Here is a 16801-nt window from a genome sequence, read left to right on the forward strand (position 1 = left end):
CTACCACCACCACTCGTGCCGCATTACGCCAGTTCACTTACGGCACGAAAAGACCCTGCACCTACCCTCACAAGGACAATTTGATGCGCGTATTCGTCGCTGGGGGGACCGGCCATTCCGGTTCGTACATCATCCCCGAGCTCATCGCCGCCGGGCACGAGGTCACCGGCCTGGCCCGGTCGGACGCTTCCGCGGCGGCCCTGTCCGCGCTCGGCGCGAAGGTGCGTCGCGGCGACCTCCAGGATCTCGACGGGCTCAAGGAGGCGGCCGCGGACTCCGACGGCGTCATCCACGTCGCGCACCGGCAGGATCTGCTGCCCTCCGGCGGGCTCGACGCCGTGGCCGCTGCGGAGCTCCCGATCATGCTCGCGTACGGCGAGGCACTGGCGGGAACCGGAAAGCCGCTGGTCACGGCGGGGAGCATTGGCTCACCCGGGCAGCACCTGGGCCGGCCGGTCACCGAGGAGGACCCGGCCCTCCCCGCCGGCGAGGAGCACCAAGGCACCCTGCGCGTCCGCAACGTCGTGGAGAGGGCCGTAGTCGATCTCGCCGAGCAGGGGGTGCGGTCTTCGGTCGTGCGGATCGCCACCATCGCGCACAGCACGACCGATCGTGCCGGTTTCCTCCCCACGCTGATCGCGCTCGCGAAGGAAAAGGGGTTCGTCGGCTACCACGGCGACGGCGCGAACCTGTGGAACGCCGTGCACATCCGCGATGCCGCCACCTTGTTCCGCCTGGCGCTGGAGAAGGGGTCAGCCGGCAGATACTGGCACGCGATTGGGGACGGGGCCATCCCGTTCCGCGAGATCGCCGAGGCCATCGCCGGCCGTCTGGGCCTGCCCGCGGTGAGCGTTCCCAACGATGCCCTGATGACGCCGGGGTACTTCGGGTTCCTCACGAATATCGTCACGCAGAGCTACCCGGCGTCCAACCTCATCACCCGTCGGACCCTCGGTTGGGAACCCGCCCAGCCCGGCCTGCTCGCCGATATGGACAACGGCCACTATTTCCCCGCCGGCTGACGGCGGGAATCGGGATGGAAACGAGCCCGACAACCGGCAAGTTCGGCTTTTCTGAAGGACGTTGAGATAATGACGACTGTGGGATTCATCGGAAGCGGCAGCATCGGCAGGACCATCGCGCGACTCGCCGTCGGGGCCGGGCACCAGGTGGTGCTCAGCAACTCGCGCGGTCCCGAAACGCTCGTGGACACGGCCGAGGAGCTGGGGCCGCGGGCGTCCGCGGCGACGAGCGAAGAGGCCGCGGCGGCCGGTGACATTGTCGTGGTCACGGTGCCGGTCAGTGCCTTCCCCCACGTGCCCGCCGCGCCACTGGCCGGGAAGACGGTCATCGACACCTGTAACTACGGCCCCGAGCGTGACGGGCACATCCCCGAGCTCGACAGCAAATCCCTCACCTCGAGCGAGCTGCTCCTGCGGTACGTCCCCGACGCCCTGCTCGTAAAGGCGTTCAACAACATCTTCTTCAGGCACCTGTTGTCACTCGCCCGCCCGGCAGGGGCGGCCGACCGCTCCTACCTGCCGATCGCCGGAGACTCCGCATCGGCGAAGGCAGCGGTGACCGAATTCATCGACTCCATCGGCTACAGCGTGGTGGACGCGGGAACGCTGGCCGACAGCTGGCGGCAGGCGACGGGCACGCCGGTATGGGGAACACCGTACGGGCCGTACTCGAACGAGAAGGGCCAGCCGGCCGGCGAGGACGCCATCCACGCGGCACTGGCCACCGCGACGCGGTAACCGTCGATTATCGCGGACCGTGATGCGGTCCGCCCGTGCCATGCCCCCGCCCGGGTATACCGGGCGGGGGCCTATTTCGCACGCAAAGGCGTCGAATCCAGCGAAGGGTTTGCCCCTGCGTCTCGTCGGGACAGAACCTACGAGGAGGCCCGCGTCACCAGTTCCGTCGGCAGTACCGCGTGCCGGCGCTCCAGGCCCCGGGACACGGCCGGGCGGCGGTCGGCGATCTCCGCGAGGAGGAGGTCGATCATCGCGCGGCCCATCTCCTCGATGGGCTGGCGGACGCTGCTGAGCGGCGGGTCCATATGGCGGGCGATGGCCGAGTCGTCGTAACCGACCAGCGCCACGTCGTCGGGGATGCGGCGGCCCAGCTCGCGCAGCACCTGGCGGGCGCCGGCCGCCATCACGTCCGAGCCGGCGAAGACGGCGTCCAGGTCGGGGCGCCGCTCCAGCAGCAGGGACATGGCCCGGCGGCCGCCCTCCTCGGTGAAGTCACCGGGGATGACGAGGAGTTCGTCCACCTCCCGGCCCGCGTCCCGAAGAGCGTCGCGGTAGCCGTCGACGCGGCGCTGGGCGCCGTACACGTCCAGGCGGCCGGTGATGTGCGCGATCGTCCGGCGGCCGCCGGCCAGCAGGTGCTCGACCGCCGAGCGCCCGCCGCCGTAGTTGTCGGAGTCGACCGAGGTCAGCGTCTCCGCGGCGGAGCGCGGGCCGCTGATCACGGCGGGGATCTCCAGCTGGGCGAGGAGGTCGGGCAGCGGGTCGTCGGCGTGGACGGACACAAGGAGGACGCCGTCCACCCGGTGGGCGGCGAGGTACTGGGCGAGCCGTTCCCGTTCCCGGTCGCTGCCCGCGAAGATCAGCAGCAACTGCATCTCGGTCTCGGAGAGTTCGGCGCCGACACCGCGGAGCATGTCCGAGAAGTACGGTTCCGCGAAGAACCGGGTCTCCGGCTCGGGGACCACCAGGGCGATGGCGTCGGTGCGGTTGGCCGCGAGGGCCCGGGCGGCGGTGTTCGGAACATAGCCGAGTTCGGCGACCGCGGCCTCGACGGCGGCCCGGGTGGCATCGCTGACCCGGGGCGAGCCGTTGATCACCCGCGACACGGTTCCCCGCCCCACCCCGGCCCGGGCGGCGACTTCTTCGAGGGTGGGCCGACCACCACTACGCCCCCGCGCTCCGTGGCTTGCCATGGGCTCCGCCCTTCTCGCCGCGTTCATGTTGCCGGCCTGGAATGTAACAGCCTCGCCTTTCGGGACGACCTGTGCCGGGGGCTGCCGTTTTCCCGGCCCCCGCTTCGGCCCGAACGCCCTCGACGCACAGCACCGGGCGGGCCGGCACCGTCGAGACCGGACGCCGTCCGGACCAAGAGCGCGGCCGGACGCGGCCGTCGGCGGACACCCCGCGGGCCGAGTCCTCGGTGGCGACCGGCCGTCGGGTCTCCGCCACCCCGGGTCCCCGGGGCCCTCCAACCGCCGTTAGCTAACAGCCGGATAACCGAACACATCCCTCCGCGTCCACTCCCTTGACACCCCGCCCCGAACCGACGACCCTTCAACACATCACCGGTGGGAGCGCTCCCACAGTACCTGACACATACACATCCCGCACGTTCCCCGCCCGAGCCGCAGCGAGAAACACACGGGCCCAACAATGCAGTTGGCCGGGGGGTCGGCACGTCAGGGCAACAGGAGGACGTAATGCGAGCACGTACCCGAACCGCCTCCCGCAAGGCGGTCGTCCTGGCGGCAGTCGTGTCGCTGGGAGGAGCGTTGCTGGCCGGCTGTGCCGACGACAGTGGTGGCGGCAGTGACGACACCAGCGGCGGCGGCAAGGGCAAGACGACGATCACGCTCGGCCTGTTCGGCACGTTCGGCTTCAAGGAGGCCGGGCTGTACAAGGAGTACGAGAAGCTCCACCCCAACATCGTCATCAAGGACACCTCGGTCGAGCAGAACGCGAACTACTACCCGGCGCTCGTCAACCACCTGACCACCAACAGTGGTCTGATGGACGTCCAGGCCGTCGAAGTCAGCAACATCGCCGAGGTCACGAGCACGTTCGCGGACAAGCTGGAGGACCTGTCCAAGGTCAGCGGCGTCTCGGAGAGCAACTGGCTGGACTGGAAGTGGAAGCAGGCCACGACCAGCGGGGGCCAGACCATCGGACTCGGCACCGACGTCGGTCCGCTCGGCATCTGCTACCGCAAGGACCTCTTCCAGAAGGCCGGCCTGCCCACCGACCGCGACGCGGTGAGCAAGCTCTGGGCGGGCAGCTGGGACAAGTTCGTCCAGGTCGGCGAGAACTACAAGAAGAAGGCGCCCTCCGGGACCACCTTCATGGACTCCCCCGGTGGTCTCCTGAACGCGATCCTGTCCAGTGAGAGCACCAAGTTCTACGACTCCTCCGGCAAGATCATCTACAAGACGAACCCCGCCGTGAAGACCGCCTTCGACACGACCGCGAAGGCCGCGCAGGAAGGACTGGTCCAGGCGCAGACCCAGTTCCAGCCGTCCTGGAACAGCACGATCGCCAACAACAAGTTCGCGGCGATGTCCTGCCCGCCGTGGATGCTCGGCTACATCAAGGGCCAGTCGAAGGCGGACGCGGCCGGCAAGTGGGACGTGGCCCAGGCGCCGAAGGCCGGCAACTGGGGCGGGTCCTTCCTGACCGTGCCCAAGAGCGGCAAGAACGTCGCGGAGGCCGAGAAGCTGGTCGCCTGGCTGACCGCACCCGAACAGCAGGCCAAGCTCTTCAGCGTGCAGGGCTCCTTCCCGAGCGCGCCGTCGACCTACACCTCGGCGGCGGTGACCGGCGCCAAGAACGACATGACCGGTGACGCCCCGATCGGCACGATCTTCGCCGAGGCCGCCAAGAGCAGCCCGGTGCAGGTCATCGGCCCGAAGGACCAGATCATCCAGGACGGTCTGGCCAACAACGGCGTCGTCCTCGTCACCAAGGGCAAGTCGCCCGAGGAGGCTTGGAACACGGCCGTCAAGACCATCGACAACAGCCTGGACAAGTGACCGCCATGGCCACCCGGCACGACACCGCCGCGCCCCTCGCACAGGAGGGGGGCGCGGCCCCGGCCCGCCCGCCCGCCGTTCCCACCGAGGCGGAGCGGCGGCGCCGCGCCCGTCTCTCGCGCCGCTGGCAGCGGGACATCAAGTGGAGCCCGTACGGCTTCATCTCACCGTTCTTCCTGCTCTTCGTCGCCTTCGGGCTCTTCCCGCTGATCTACACGGGCTGGGCCTCGCTGCACACGGTCGAGCTGACCGCGCCCACCGACATGCAGTGGGCGGGGCTGCACAACTACACCCGGATCTTCAGCGACGACTTCTTCTGGAACGCGGCCAGGAACACCCTGACCATCGGGATCATCTCGACGGTTCCGCAGCTGCTGATGGCGATGGGGCTCGCCCACATCCTCAACTACAGGCTGCGTGCGTCGATCTTCTACCGGGTCGTGATGCTGGCGCCGTACGCCACGTCGATCGCGGCCGCCTCCCTGGTCTTCGTGCTGCTGTTCGGCCGGGACTACGGCATGATCAACTGGGCGCTGCACTTCTTCGGCGTGGGCAGCATCGACTGGCAGAACGACAAGTGGCCGTCCCAGATAGCGGTGTCGACGATCGTGATCTGGCGCTGGACCGGCTACAACGCGCTGATCTACCTGGCCGCGATGCAGGCGATCCCGCAGGACCTGTACGAGTCGGCGGCCCTGGACGGCGCCTCGCGCTGGCAGCAGTTCTTCCATGTGACGCTGCCGCAGCTGCGCCCGACGATCCTGTTCACCTGTGTCGTGTCCACCATCGGGGCGAGCCAGGTGTTCGGCGAGCCGCTGATCTTCGACGCCAACAAGGGGGCGTCGGGCGGCGCGGAGCACCAGTTCCAGACGCTCGGCCTGTACCTGTACGAGCAGGGCTGGGTCAACCAGCACCTGGGCCGCGCCTCCGCCATCGCCTGGACGATGTTCCTGATCCTGATCGTGATCGGGCTCGTCAACTACGTCATCTCGCGCCGGCTGCGCGCCAGTAGTTAGGAGACCGGCCGTGACGACGACCCTGAGCAAACCTTCTCCCGTGGTCGAGCCCAAGCGCGTGCGGCGCTCGAAGTCCGCGCGCGCCGGCGGCACCATGCACGCGGGCCCGATCGCGTACACGATCCTCGTGCTGTTCTCCATCGGCTCGCTGTTCCCGCTGGTGTGGACGGCGATCGCCGCGTCCCGGAACAACAACCGGCTGGCCGAGACCCCGCCGCCGTTCTGGTTCGGCGGGAACCTCTTCCACAACCTCGACGTGGCCTGGACCGAGGCCAACCTCGGCAAGGCGTTCCTCAACACCACCATCGTGGCCGGGATCTCCGCGGTGACCATCGTCGTGCTGTCGACGATCGCCGGGTTCGCCTTCGCCAAGCTGCGTTTCCGGGGCCGCAACATCCTGATGCTGACCGTGATCGGCACCATGATGGTGCCGCCGCAGCTCAGCATCATCCCGCTCTACATGATGGTCGCCAAGCTGAACTGGGCGGACCAGTTGCAGGCGGTCATCTTCCCGTCCCTGGTGAGCGCGTTCGGCGTGTTCTTCATGCGGCAGTACCTCACCCAGGCGCTGCCGGACGAGCTGATCGAGGCGGCCAGAGTGGACGGCGCCAGCAGCTGGCGGGTGGTGTGGCACGTGGTGTTCCCGGCGGCGCGCCCGGCGATGGCGGTGCTCGGCATGCTGATGTTCGTCCAGGCCTGGAACGACTTCCTGTGGCCGTTCCTGGTCCTGACGCAGACCGGCAACCCGACCGTGCAGGTCGCCCTGGCGGGCCTGGGCCGCGGATACACCCCCGACCAGTCCCTGATCATGGCGGGCGCGCTGCTGGGCACGCTGCCGCTGCTGCTCGTCTTCGCGATCTTCGGCAAGCAGATCGTGGGCGGCATCATGCAGGGCGCGGTGAAGGGCTGACCGCCCGCGGACGACGGGGGCCGGGTCACCGCCGCCCCGGCCCCTCCCGTCCCGCCCACCCCTTCCTCTCTCCTCATCTACCCGTCGGTCTCCACGACCTCCAATGGGAGCGCTTCCATGCCTGAACCCATGACTTCCGTGACCTTTCCTCCCGCCTTCCTCTGGGGCGCCGCGACCTCCGCGTACCAGATCGAGGGGGCGGTGCGGGAGGACGGCCGCACCCCCTCGATCTGGGACACCTTCAGTCATACGCCGGGCAAGACGGCCGGTGGCGAGACCGGTGACATCGCTGTCGACCACTACCACCGCTACCGCGACGACGTGGCGCTGATGGCGGACCTCGGGCTGAACGCCTACCGGTTCTCGGTCTCCTGGTCGCGCGTCCAGCCGACCGGCCGCGGCCCGGCCGTCCAGGTCGGCCTGGACTTCTACCGCCGGCTGGTCGACGAGCTGCTGGCCAAGGGCATCAAGCCCGCCGTGACCCTCTACCACTGGGATCTGCCGCAGGAGCTGGAGGACGCGGGCGGCTGGCCGGAGCGGGACACGGCGTACCGGTTCGCCGAGTACGCGCAGATCCTCGGCGAGGCGCTCGGCGACCGCGTCGAGCAGTGGATCACCCTCAACGAGCCGTGGTGCAGCGCCTTCCTGGGCTACGGCTCCGGGGTGCACGCCCCAGGCCGTACCGACCCGGCGGCCACCCTGCGCGCAGCCCACCACCTCAACCTCGCGCACGGCCTCGGCACTTCGGCGCTGCGCTCGGCGATGCCGGCCCGCAACCAGATCGCGATCAGCCTCAACTCCTCGGTCGTACGGCCGCTTTCCCAGGACCCGGCCGACCTGGTGGCGGTGCGGACCATCGACGACCTGGCCAACGGCGTCTTCCACGGCCCGATCCTGCACGGCTCCTACCCGCAGTCGCTGTTCGCGGCGACGGCGTCGGTGACCGACTGGTCGTACGTCCAGGACGGCGACCTCGCCGCCATCCACCAGCCGCTGGACGCCCTCGGGCTGAACTACTACACGCCCACCCTGGTGTCGGCGGCGTCCGGCACGGTGACCGGCCCGCGGTCGGACGGCCACGGCGCGAGCACCCACTCCCCCTGGCCGGGCGCGGACGACGTCGCCTTCCACCAGACCCCCGGCGAGCGCACCGAGATGGGCTGGACGATCGACCCGACCGGCCTGCACGACCTGATCATGCGGTACACGGCCGAGGCCCCGGGCCTGCCCCTCTACATCACCGAGAACGGCGCGGCCTACGACGACAAGCCCGACCCGGACGGCCGGGTCCACGACCCGGAGCGCATCGCCTATCTGCACGGCCACCTCTCGGCGGTGCGCCGCGCGATCACCGACGGCGCGGACGTGCGGGGCTACTACCTGTGGTCCCTGATGGACAACTTCGAGTGGGCGTACGGCTACGGCAAGAGGTTCGGAGCGGTGTACGTCGACTACGCGACCCTCGCCCGCACCCCGAAGTCGAGCGCCCTCTGGTACGCGGAGGCGGCCCGCACGAGCACACTGCCGCCGGCCCGGCCGGCGGCCTGAGACCCGAGGGCCTGAGACCGGGGGCCTGAGACCGGGGGCGCGGTCCAGGGAGTACCGCGCCCCTTCGCCTTCTCACGATCGCGTCAGCCGATCGCTGCGAATGCCTTGGAGAAGGCGTCCTTGTCCTGGGTGATCGAGCTGCAGGTGGCGTCGGCGGTGGGCTTGGTGCCGCCGGCGCACTGCTTGTCGCGGGTGGCGGACCACATCGACAGCCCGCCGAGGCCCTTGGACTTGGCGAAGTCGACGAGCTGGGTGGCGTCGTCCACCTTGAAGACCTCGGTGGAGACGTCGTTGACGCCGATCATCGGGGTGACGGCCACCGTCTTCCAGGCGGCCGGGTCCGAGAGCCCGAGCACGCTCTTGACCTGGGCCTGGGTGGCCGTGGCGGCCTGGGTGGCGTAGGTGCCCATGTCGCCGTTGTACGAGGGGCCGTAGTCCATCGCCATGATGTTGACAGTACTGATCTTCACGCCGTTGGCCTTGGCGTCGGCGAGCAGGTTCACACCGTCCTGGGTGAGGCCCTCGGGCATGACCGGGAGGGTGAAGGAGACGTCCAGGTTCGGGTGGCTCGCCTGGAGCTTGGCGATGGCCTTCGCGCGGTTGGTGTTGGCCGTGGTGTTGGGCAGCGCGCCGCCCTCCACGTCGAAGTCGACCTTGGTCAGGTTGAAGGCGTCCACGGCCTTGCCGTACGCCGCGGCCAGCGCGTCCGCCGACGAGCAGGTGGTCGCGAGTTCCGAGCCGGAGGCCCCGCCGAAGGAGACCCGGACGTCACCGCCCTTGGCGCGCAGGGCACCGATCTGGGACGCCACGCCGTCGCTTGCCAGGTCCGTCACCCCGCCCCACTTGGGCGTGCAGCCGCCGCCGTCAGTGACGAAGGCGAGGTTGTAGTTCTTCACACCGGTCGCGTCGACGGCCGCGAGGAGGTCGAACGCCGGGTAGAGAGAGGTGTCGACGTACGGGGCGAAGCCGGCGGCGGTGGTGGTGCCGGTACCGCTGCTCTGGGTGGGGGACGCGCTGGGGGTCGCCGTCGCGGTGGGGGTGGAGGTGACGGAGGCCTTGGCGGTGGGGGTCGCCGTCGGCTGGGTGGACTGCGTCGGGCGGCCGCTGGGCTCCGGGGTCGCCGTGCCGTCGGCCGAACAGCTCGCGTTGTCGATACGGCAACCGGTCGGGTCCCCGCTGCCGTTGATCACGAAGCCGACGGTGACCGACTCGTCTGCCGCGAGGCCGTCCGTGTCCCACTTCGGCGGCTTCACGGTGACGTGCTGACCGCTGGCGGTGTACTCGGCGTTCCACAGCGAGCTGACTTTCGCACCGGCCGGCAGGTCGAACTCCAGCGTCCAGTCCTTCTCCGTGGCACCGCTGTTGTTCGTCACGACGTACTGCGCGGTGTACCCGGTCGACCAGTCGCTGGTCCTGGTGTACGCGGCGCCGACCCCGGCCGCCTGTGCGATACCGGTGAACAGGATCGCCCCGCCACCTACCACGGCCGCCGCGACCAGACCGCCTATCGCCTTGTTCCTGCCACTGATACTGCGCCGGTGCGTGCTCATGCGCGTGCCTGCCTTCGCCTGCCGAATGGGGGGTGCGGCAGCACGCTAGCGAGCGGGATTCGGACAAACGGCCTGATAGGTACGGGCGTTGCGGACCTTAGGGTGCGCTTAAGGAAGGGATCGGGACCGATTAAAGGTCGAGACCAATTTTCTTGGTCCCCCCGCTTCCCCGTCTGCCCGCCTCCCCCGACTGCCTGCGCGAACGGCGCCTGCGCACCGACCCCCGATGCCCCTTGCGCTCCGGCTTCCCACCGTCCAGCTGGATCCAGATCCGCACCTCGGTCCCGCCGAGCACCGACGAGCCGATCCGTACGTCCCCGCCGGTCGACTCGGCGAGCCGGCGCACGATGTCCAGGCCGAGCCCGGTCGACCCGGCCGCCCCGGAACCCCGCCCCCGGGCCATCGCCGCCTCCGGGTCCCGGATGCCCTGCCCGGCGTCGGAGACCAGCACGATGACCGCGTCGTCCCCGTTGTGCACGTCGACCGCGAAGGCGGTGCCCTCGGCGGTGTGCCGGAAGACATTGCCGAGCAGTGCGTCGAGTGCCGCGGCCAGGTCGGCGCGGGCCACCGGTATGCGGACCGGCCGGTCGACACCGGCCACCCGCCACTTGCGCCCCTCGTCCTCCGCGAGCGCCGACCAGAACCCCATCCGCTCCCGCACCACCTCGGCCGCGTCGCACCCGGCGCCCGGCCCGGCGGCCGCCGTCTGCGGCTTGGCCTCCCGGGCGGTCCGGATGATGGTGTCGACCTCCCGCTCCAGCTGGGCGACGGCGGCCCGGGTCTGCTCGGCGGCCGGCCCGTCCCCGAGCGAGGCCGCGTTGAGGCGGAGCACGGTGAGCGGGGTGCGCAGGCGGTGCGACAGATCGGCGGCCAGCTCCCTTTCGTTCGCGAGCAGTTGTACGACCTGGTCGGCCATCGAGTTGAACGCGGCCGCCGCCAGACGCAGTTCGGTCGGTCCTTCCTCGGGCACCCGCGACCCCAGCTTGCCCTCGCCCAGTTCGTGCGCGCCCTCGACCAGCCGCTGGGCGGGCTGCACCATCCGTACGCCCAGCCGGTCGGCGACGGCGACCGAGCCGACGACCAGCGCCAGGCCGACGGCGGCGAGCACCGCCCAGGCCGTGGAGACGCCGTTGGTCACCTCGGACTCGGGGACGTACACCTCGACGACCGCGATGGCACCGGAGCCGAGCGCCACGGGCTGCAGCAGGGTGGAGCCGCCCGCCACCCCGGTCGTGGAGGCACGCCCCAGCTTCCGTACGGTCGCGATGTCCCGGTCGGCGGCGCGCTGCCGCCCGATGTCGACGGCGGCACCGTCTCCGGACGCGGGTATGTGCACGGCCATGCCCCGGTCGGCGCCGGCCGAGGCCACCACCCGCTCCAGCTTGTCCCGGTCGGTGGTGATGGACAGGGCGGGGGCGACGGCGGCCGCCTCCCGCTCGGCGTTGGAGAAGGCACGGTCCCGGGCCATCTCCTTGACCACCAGGCCGAGCGGGACCGCGAAGGCGACCACGACCATCGCGGTGACCGCCAGACAGACCTTGACCAGTGCCCATCTCATCCGACCGGCCTCGCTTCCCCGCCCGGCGGCTCCAGCTTCACACCGACTCCCCGAAGTGTGTGCAGATAACGCGGCCGGGCCGCCGTCTCCCCCAACTTCCTTCGCAGCCACGACAGATGCACGTCGATGGTCTGGTCGTCCCCGTAGGACTGCTGCCAGACCTCCGCCAGCAGCTCCTTGCGCGGTACGACGACCCCGGGCCGCCCGGCCAGGAAGGCCAGCAGATCGAACTCGCGCCGGGTGAGATCCAGCCGGGCCCCGTCCAACTCGGCCTGCCGGCGCAGCGGATCGACGGTCAGGCCGCCGACCCGCAGCACACTGGACGGCACCACCTCGCCCCCGCCCGACCGCGCCCGGCGCAGCACGGCGGACATCCGCGCCGACAGATGCTCGACGGAGAACGGCTTGGTCAGGTAGTCGTCCGCGCCGGCGTTGAGCAGCCGGACGATCTCCGTCTCGTCGTCCCTGGCGGTGGCGATGATCACCGGCACGTCGGTGATCCCGCGCAGCATCTTCAGTGCCTCGGAGCCGTCCAGGTCCGGCAGTCCGAGGTCCAGGACGACCACGTCGAAGCGGAAATGGGCGACCTCGCGCAGCGCCTCCAGTGCCGTACCGACGCTGCGCACGGTGTGCGAGGCCTCGGTGAGATGCCGGATGAGCGCCGAGCGTACGAACTGGTCGTCCTCGACCACGAGCACACTTGCCATGCGCCGCACCGTACGCCATGCGGCAGGCGCCGGTCGGAGCCTGTGGATAACTCGGGTCGAGTGCGCACGGCGGTACGCCTGGGGCAGTATGGCCCGCGATGCGCAGAGGACTCGTACACGTACTGGCTTGGCTGCTCGCCACGGGCGCGGCGGTCACGCTGTCGTGGTGGGGCGTCCACACGGTGATGGCGGGCACGGCCTACGACCCGCCGCGCGCCCTGCCCATCACGGCGGCGGACGTCGACCCCACGACGCAGGGTTCCAAGCCGCTGGCGCCGGCCACGTCCCGCCCCCCGAGTCCCTCGCCCACCGTCTCTCGCCGCCCGTCGGCGACCCCCACTCCGACGCCCTCCCGCACCCCGTCCGCCACCCCGGCCCCGTCCACCACCGCGTCCGGCGAGGTCAAGGCCTACGACACGGACGGCGGCCGGGCGGTCTTCGACCTGGGCGACACGAGCGCGACCCTCGTCTCGGCGACACCGGGAACGGGCTGGTCGATGCAGGTGTGGAAGACGGAGTCCTGGATCCGCATCGAGTTCAGCAGGAGCACGGACCGGGTGTCGGTGTTCTGCACCTGGCACGACGGCCCACCGCACGTGCAGGTCGAGACGTACTGAGAGCCGGCCGAGCGCGGGTGGGGACCCCTACCGGCGCCTGCACGGTGCCGCCCCAGCGGCACGACTGCCCGCGGCTGAAGAGAAGCGGTGGGTGAAGCGTCCCGAAAGGGGCGCGGGACAGGATCCCCGTGCGGCTGCCGCCGCGTGGGCACGACCGGCCCCCACCCGCCCGCAGACTCAACGAAACACCGAAGGCGGTGGAGAAGGCGAAGCCACAGCCACCGCATCCGTCACGGCGACCGCCCCACCGGTGAAGTCCCGCAACGTCCGCCCGTGTTCGACCCGCCCTGGGTGAGAGTCGGATGCACAGCGCCGGGTCAGCTCCGCGACCGGCAGCGGTACGTCGGCCGCCATCAGCACCGCGTTGCCGAACCGCTTCCCCCGCCACACCCCCGCGTCCGCCACCACCGCGACCTCAGCGAACCGCGCCGACGCCGTGGCGATCTGCCCCCTCAGGTGCGCGAGCGGCGGCCCGTCCGCGAGGTTCGCCGCGTAGGCACCCCCCGGCCGCAGGACTCTCCGGACCTCGTCCAGGAACTCCGTGGACGTCAGGTGCGCGGGTGTGCGCGCCCCGCTGAACACATCCGCTATGACCAGGTCCGCCCATCCCTCGGGCACCTTGCCCAGCCCCTCCCGGGCGTCCACGGAGCGCACCCGTATCCGCGCGTTCGGATCCAACGGCAGCTCCCGCCGGACCAGTTGGACGAGGGCCGCGTCCCGTTCGACGATCTGCTGCGTGGACCGGGGCCGGGTCGCCGCGACATACCGCGCCAGCGTGAACGCTCCGCCCCCGAGGTGCACCACCTGCACCGGCCTGCCCAGCGGTGCGACCAGGTCGATCACATGGCCGAGGCGGCGCTGGTACTCGAAGGAGAGGTACGCCGGGTCGTCGAGGTCGACGTGCGACTGGGGGGCGCCGTCGATGAGCAGGGTCCAGGCTCGGCCGCGCTCGGGGTCGGGTATGAGCTGGGCGAGGCCGCCGTCGACCGGCTCGACAACGGCCTCGGCGGCGGCCGACCTGCGCCGTGAGTTCCTGGACTTGCCCATTCCGCCATTTTCGCAGGCAGCGGCCGTACCGGAAATTCAGCAGCAGCTGTCCGCCACCTCGATCAGCCGGGCCGCCTCCCCGAGCGCCCGGCGCAGCACCGCCGGGTCCGTGGCGAGGTCGGCCTCGCCGGGCGGCAGCAGCCAGTCGGAGCCCTCGACCGGCGGCTCGGGATTGAGCCGCAGGCCGCGCCCGTCGGTCCCGGTGCAGGTGCTGCCGGGGACGTCCCAGCCCGCCGCCGTACCGGCCGGCACCACGAAGCCGAGGGTGCCGCCCCCGTCGTCGTGGAGCACCGGCCCCACCGCGTCCCCGGCCCCCCGGCGCAGGATGTCGACCGCCTCCAGGCCCTGCCGGGCCGGCACCGTCACGAGGTCGCATCCCGCATCGTCTGCCGCCGAAGTCGTCGACGGCGTACAAGGATCGTTGCTCTGGCTGGTCTCCATCCCGGCCTCCACCGCGCAGCCCTCTTGCAGTCCAACACGTCCAACGCGCCACCGCGTCAACGGCTACGGCGGAAGTCAGCCGCAAAGGATGGCAGTTCATGGCAGATCATGCATGAGATATCCGGTTTGTAGCTAAACCCAGCGTCACGGGTCCGACACAGCAGGTACGTTCTTGCCCGCCGGAACCACGGGTCCACTCGGACAACCCACCATGAGTCCGGCATGGTTCGACGGTTCGCACGAGAGGACCCGGCCATGGCGTCGTCAACCACGACCTCTCCGCAGCCCGAGCGGCCGGTACGGCCGAACCACGCCTTCCGGCAGCTGCGCGGCCGGCACTCGCCGGCCGAGTTCGCCGCGCTGGTCCGGCGTGCCGCCCGCGAGATCGGCGAGCGGGTGAGCTGTGACGCGCGCTATATCGGCCGGGTCGAGGCGGGTGAGATCCGCTGCCCGAACTATGCGTACGAACGGGTGTTCCTGCACATGTTCCCCGGTCGCACGCTCGCCGACCTCGGCTTCGCGCCCCGCTCGTCCGTCCGCGGACGCGGGGCACGGGCGCCCGAGGACACGCCCCTCGCACTCGTGAGAGGTGAGACGCAAGGGGCCATCGAGCCGTATGACCCGAAAGACGGGATTCAGCCGCAGGACAGGTTTCAACCGCAGGACACGCATCACCCGCACAACACGTACGAGACGCACGACAACTACGAGGAGAGCGACGTGCTGCGTCGCCTATTCATGACCGGCGGAGGCGCCACGGTGGCCGCCGCCACGCTGGGCCCCCTGGGGTCCACCATCGACGCCATGGCGTCGAACCGGCCGGTACACCGTGCCGGGTCCTCGCACGCGGCCGCCCTGGAGGAGGCCGTACGCCGGATCCGGCTGCTCGACGACCGGCACGGCGCGGACGGACTGTACCGGCGCGCGGCGGCTCCGCTGCGCGCGGCGTACGCGCTGCTGGACGCCGGCGCGACCCGGCAGACGACCGCCGACCGCCTGCACTCGGGCGCCGGTGAACTGGCCATCTCGGTGGGCTGGCTGGCCCATGACTCCGGCCGCTTCGACGACGCCCGCTCGCACTACGCGGAGGCGCTGGCGACGGCGCGGATGACGGGAGACCCGGGGCTGGAGGCGCACGCCTTCTGCAACACGGCGTTCCTGGCGCGGGACGCGGGGCGGCCGCGGGAAGCGGTGCGCGCGGCCCAGGCCGCGCAGCGGGTCGGCCGGCCGCTGGGCTCGGCCCGCCTGATGTCCCTGCTCGCGCTGCGCGAGGCGGGCGGCTGGGCCGGGCTCGCCGACCGCACCGGCTGTGAGCAGGCCCTGGTCCGCGCGCAGGCCCTCTTCGAGCGAGGCCACTCGGACGCCGACCCCGAGTGGATGAGCTTCTACGGAGAGGCCGAGCTGGAGGGCCTGGAGGCGCAGTGCTGGTCCATGCTGGGCGACTGGCGGCGGGCCTCGCGGCATGCGCGCAGGGCCGCCGAGCTGCAGGATCCGCACTTCACGAGGAACATCGCGCTGTACACGGCGGAACTCGCGGACGACCTCGCCCGCGGGGGGCGTCCCGACGAGGCGGCGAGGGCGGGGCTGCGGGTCCTGGACCTGCTGGACCAGGTCCAGTCGTCACGGATCCAGGGGATGCTGGCGGGCACGGCGCGGGTGCTGCTGCCGCATCGGCGGGCCGGCGGGGTCCAGGAGTTCCTGGACCGGCACGCGTCGACTCCGCGGGTGGTGTAGGGCCGGGGGCACAGGTGGTCGTGCGGCTGCGGGTGCGTGGGGGCTGTTCGCGCCCACGCGGCGGTAGCCGCATGTCGGATACGGCCCCGCGCCCCTGAGGGGGCGCCGTAGCCGCGGGCGTCCTGTCAGCGGAACCAGCCTGCGCCGACAAGCGAATCCGGGCCCCACCCAAGGTCAGCCGACCAAGTGCCCCAAGTCGTTCCAGTGCTCGATCGCGGGTTCGCCGTAGGCCCACCCGAGCACCGACAGCGAGGTCGGGTTCAGGCGGATCCGTGCCGCGAAGTCCAGCGGCAGGCCCAGCCATCGCGCCCCGATCGACCGCAGGATGTGCCCGTGGGCGAACACCAGTACGTCCCGATCGGCCGAGCGGGCCCAGGCGACGACCTCGTCCGCCCGCGCGGTCACCTCCGCCAGGGACTCGCCCCCGGGCACGCCGTCCCGCCAGATCAGCCAGCCCGGCCGGGCGGCCTGGATCTCCGCCGGGGTCAGGCCCTCGTACGCCCCGTAGTCCCACTCCATCAGCGTGTCCCACCGCTCGGCCCGCTCGCCGAACCCGGCGAGTTCGCACGTCTCACGCGCGCGTGCCAGCGGGCTGGTGCGTATCTCGGCGTCCGGGAGACCGTCGTACGGCGGCCGGTGCAGGCGCTCGCCCAGCAGCTTGGCCCCTCGCCGCCCCTCCTCCAGAAGCGGTACGTCGGTCCTGCCGGTGTGCTTGCCGGACAGCGACCACTCCGTCTGTCCGTGCCGGGCCAGCAGGATGCGCGGTGCCATGGAGAACGAACCCTTCGGGAGAAATTCGGAAGCGGGACACCTCCATCATCACCCACCCTGGGAACGCGCCGGGAACGGGCAACCCGGCGGGCGGTCTCCGCGTCTTTGAGGGCTGA

15 protein-coding genes are annotated in these 16801 nt (G+C 70.9%); 8 read left to right on the forward strand and 7 right to left on the reverse strand.

Translation table 11 applies throughout. The features are described from left to right. Window positions 1-83: 83 nt before the first annotated feature. Window positions 84-1022, forward strand: a complete 939-nt coding sequence (locus ACZ4N4_RS06000; RefSeq protein WP_467584878.1) for an SDR family oxidoreductase — start codon at window positions 84-86, stop codon at window positions 1020-1022. A 78-nt stretch (window positions 1023-1100) separates the two neighbouring features. Next, complete coding sequence (locus ACZ4N4_RS06005; RefSeq protein WP_467585344.1) at window positions 1101-1760, forward strand: NADPH-dependent F420 reductase; 660 nt, start codon at window positions 1101-1103, stop codon at window positions 1758-1760. Window positions 1761-1897: 137 nt separating this feature from the next. Here the strand turns inward: ACZ4N4_RS06005 and ACZ4N4_RS06010 are convergent, their stop codons facing one another. Beyond that, on the reverse strand, window positions 1898-2953 hold the full coding sequence (locus tag ACZ4N4_RS06010; protein ID WP_467584880.1) for a LacI family DNA-binding transcriptional regulator: 1056 nt from the start codon (window positions 2951-2953) through the stop codon (window positions 1898-1900). Between the two features lie 507 nt (window positions 2954-3460). Here ACZ4N4_RS06010 and ACZ4N4_RS06015 point away from each other — a divergent pair. The 4 genes from ACZ4N4_RS06015 to ACZ4N4_RS06030 all read left to right on the forward strand — a co-directional run bounded on the left by ACZ4N4_RS06015 (window position 3461) and on the right by ACZ4N4_RS06030 (window position 8260). After that, on the forward strand, window positions 3461-4786 hold the full coding sequence (locus ACZ4N4_RS06015) for an ABC transporter substrate-binding protein (protein ID WP_467584882.1): 1326 nt from the start codon (window positions 3461-3463) through the stop codon (window positions 4784-4786). A gap of 5 nt (window positions 4787-4791) precedes the next feature. Further along, a complete protein-coding gene (locus ACZ4N4_RS06020; RefSeq protein WP_450756511.1) occupies window positions 4792-5802 on the forward strand; it encodes a carbohydrate ABC transporter permease in 1011 nt (336 codons plus the stop codon). Between the two features lie 10 nt (window positions 5803-5812). Then, entirely contained in the window at window positions 5813-6712 is a 900-nt protein-coding gene (locus ACZ4N4_RS06025; protein WP_450756074.1) for a carbohydrate ABC transporter permease, read from the forward strand. Window positions 6713-6841: 129 nt separating this feature from the next. After that, complete coding sequence (locus ACZ4N4_RS06030; protein ID WP_467584884.1) at window positions 6842-8260, forward strand: GH1 family beta-glucosidase; 1419 nt, start codon at window positions 6842-6844, stop codon at window positions 8258-8260. Between the two features lie 83 nt (window positions 8261-8343). On the opposite strand, the gene ACZ4N4_RS06035 is transcribed toward ACZ4N4_RS06030, so the two are convergent. The 3 genes from ACZ4N4_RS06035 to ACZ4N4_RS06045 all read right to left on the reverse strand — a co-directional run bounded on the left by ACZ4N4_RS06035 (window position 8344) and on the right by ACZ4N4_RS06045 (window position 12075). Next, on the reverse strand, window positions 8344-9810 hold the full coding sequence (locus ACZ4N4_RS06035) for a glycoside hydrolase family 18 protein (RefSeq protein ID WP_467584887.1): 1467 nt from the start codon (window positions 9808-9810) through the stop codon (window positions 8344-8346). Between the two features lie 130 nt (window positions 9811-9940). Continuing rightward, window positions 9941-11368: a sensor histidine kinase gene (locus ACZ4N4_RS06040; RefSeq protein ID WP_467584890.1), complete on the reverse strand. Its 1428-nt coding sequence runs from the start codon at window positions 11366-11368 to the stop codon at window positions 9941-9943. Next, a complete protein-coding gene (locus ACZ4N4_RS06045; RefSeq protein ID WP_467584892.1) occupies window positions 11365-12075 on the reverse strand; it encodes a response regulator transcription factor in 711 nt (236 codons plus the stop codon). The genes ACZ4N4_RS06040 and ACZ4N4_RS06045 overlap by 4 nt, the downstream gene beginning before the upstream one ends. Window positions 12076-12173: 98 nt before the next feature. On the opposite strand from ACZ4N4_RS06045, the gene ACZ4N4_RS06050 reads away from it, so the two are divergent. Then, on the forward strand, window positions 12174-12692 hold the full coding sequence (locus ACZ4N4_RS06050; RefSeq protein WP_467584895.1) for a hypothetical protein: 519 nt from the start codon (window positions 12174-12176) through the stop codon (window positions 12690-12692). Between the two features lie 177 nt (window positions 12693-12869). Here ACZ4N4_RS06050 and ACZ4N4_RS06055 read toward each other — a convergent pair whose 3' ends face one another. Both ACZ4N4_RS06055 and ACZ4N4_RS06060 read right to left on the reverse strand, forming a co-directional pair. Continuing rightward, window positions 12870-13739, reverse strand: a complete 870-nt coding sequence (locus ACZ4N4_RS06055; protein ID WP_467584896.1) for a spermidine synthase — start codon at window positions 13737-13739, stop codon at window positions 12870-12872. Window positions 13740-13775: 36 nt separating this feature from the next. Then, window positions 13776-14180 carry a hypothetical protein gene (locus ACZ4N4_RS06060; protein WP_453572038.1) on the reverse strand — a complete coding sequence of 135 codons (405 nt, stop codon included), beginning with the start codon at window positions 14178-14180 and terminating at the stop codon, window positions 13776-13778. A gap of 255 nt (window positions 14181-14435) precedes the next feature. On the opposite strand from ACZ4N4_RS06060, the gene ACZ4N4_RS06065 reads away from it, so the two are divergent. Beyond that, complete coding sequence (locus ACZ4N4_RS06065; protein ID WP_467584899.1) at window positions 14436-15914, forward strand: hypothetical protein; 1479 nt, start codon at window positions 14436-14438, stop codon at window positions 15912-15914. A gap of 174 nt (window positions 15915-16088) precedes the next feature. Here the strand turns inward: ACZ4N4_RS06065 and ACZ4N4_RS06070 are convergent, their stop codons facing one another. Beyond that, window positions 16089-16685 (reverse strand): histidine phosphatase family protein, encoded by a 597-nt coding sequence (locus ACZ4N4_RS06070; RefSeq protein ID WP_453572032.1) that lies wholly within the window; start codon window positions 16683-16685, stop codon window positions 16089-16091. Window positions 16686-16801: the final 116 nt, after the last annotated feature.

Source organism: Streptomyces sp. NPDC026538, from assembly GCF_055567535.1.

Excerpts from the sequence above, each read along its gene's own strand:
- ACZ4N4_RS06050 (WP_467584895.1), top strand. The coding sequence starts at position 12,174 with ATGCGCAGAGGACTCGTACACGTACTGGCTTGGCTGCTCGCCACGGGC.
- ACZ4N4_RS06065 (WP_467584899.1), top strand. The coding sequence starts at position 14,436 with ATGGCGTCGTCAACCACGACCTCTCCGCAGCCCGAGCGGCCGGTACGG.
- ACZ4N4_RS06040 (WP_467584890.1), bottom strand. The coding sequence starts at position 11,368 with ATGAGATGGGCACTGGTCAAGGTCTGTCTGGCGGTCACCGCGATGGTC.
- ACZ4N4_RS06045 (WP_467584892.1), bottom strand. The coding sequence starts at position 12,075 with ATGGCAAGTGTGCTCGTGGTCGAGGACGACCAGTTCGTACGCTCGGCG.
- ACZ4N4_RS06035 (WP_467584887.1), bottom strand. The coding sequence starts at position 9,810 with ATGAGCACGCACCGGCGCAGTATCAGTGGCAGGAACAAGGCGATAGGC.
- ACZ4N4_RS06070 (WP_453572032.1), bottom strand. The coding sequence starts at position 16,685 with ATGGCACCGCGCATCCTGCTGGCCCGGCACGGACAGACGGAGTGGTCG.
- ACZ4N4_RS06010 (WP_467584880.1), bottom strand. The coding sequence starts at position 2,953 with ATGGCAAGCCACGGAGCGCGGGGGCGTAGTGGTGGTCGGCCCACCCTC.
- ACZ4N4_RS06000 (WP_467584878.1), top strand. The coding sequence starts at position 84 with ATGCGCGTATTCGTCGCTGGGGGGACCGGCCATTCCGGTTCGTACATC.
- ACZ4N4_RS06030 (WP_467584884.1), top strand. The coding sequence starts at position 6,842 with ATGACTTCCGTGACCTTTCCTCCCGCCTTCCTCTGGGGCGCCGCGACC.
- ACZ4N4_RS06060 (WP_453572038.1), bottom strand. The coding sequence starts at position 14,180 with ATGGAGACCAGCCAGAGCAACGATCCTTGTACGCCGTCGACGACTTCG.
- ACZ4N4_RS06020 (WP_450756511.1), top strand. The coding sequence starts at position 4,792 with ATGGCCACCCGGCACGACACCGCCGCGCCCCTCGCACAGGAGGGGGGC.
- ACZ4N4_RS06015 (WP_467584882.1), top strand. The coding sequence starts at position 3,461 with ATGCGAGCACGTACCCGAACCGCCTCCCGCAAGGCGGTCGTCCTGGCG.
- ACZ4N4_RS06055 (WP_467584896.1), bottom strand. The coding sequence starts at position 13,739 with ATGGGCAAGTCCAGGAACTCACGGCGCAGGTCGGCCGCCGCCGAGGCC.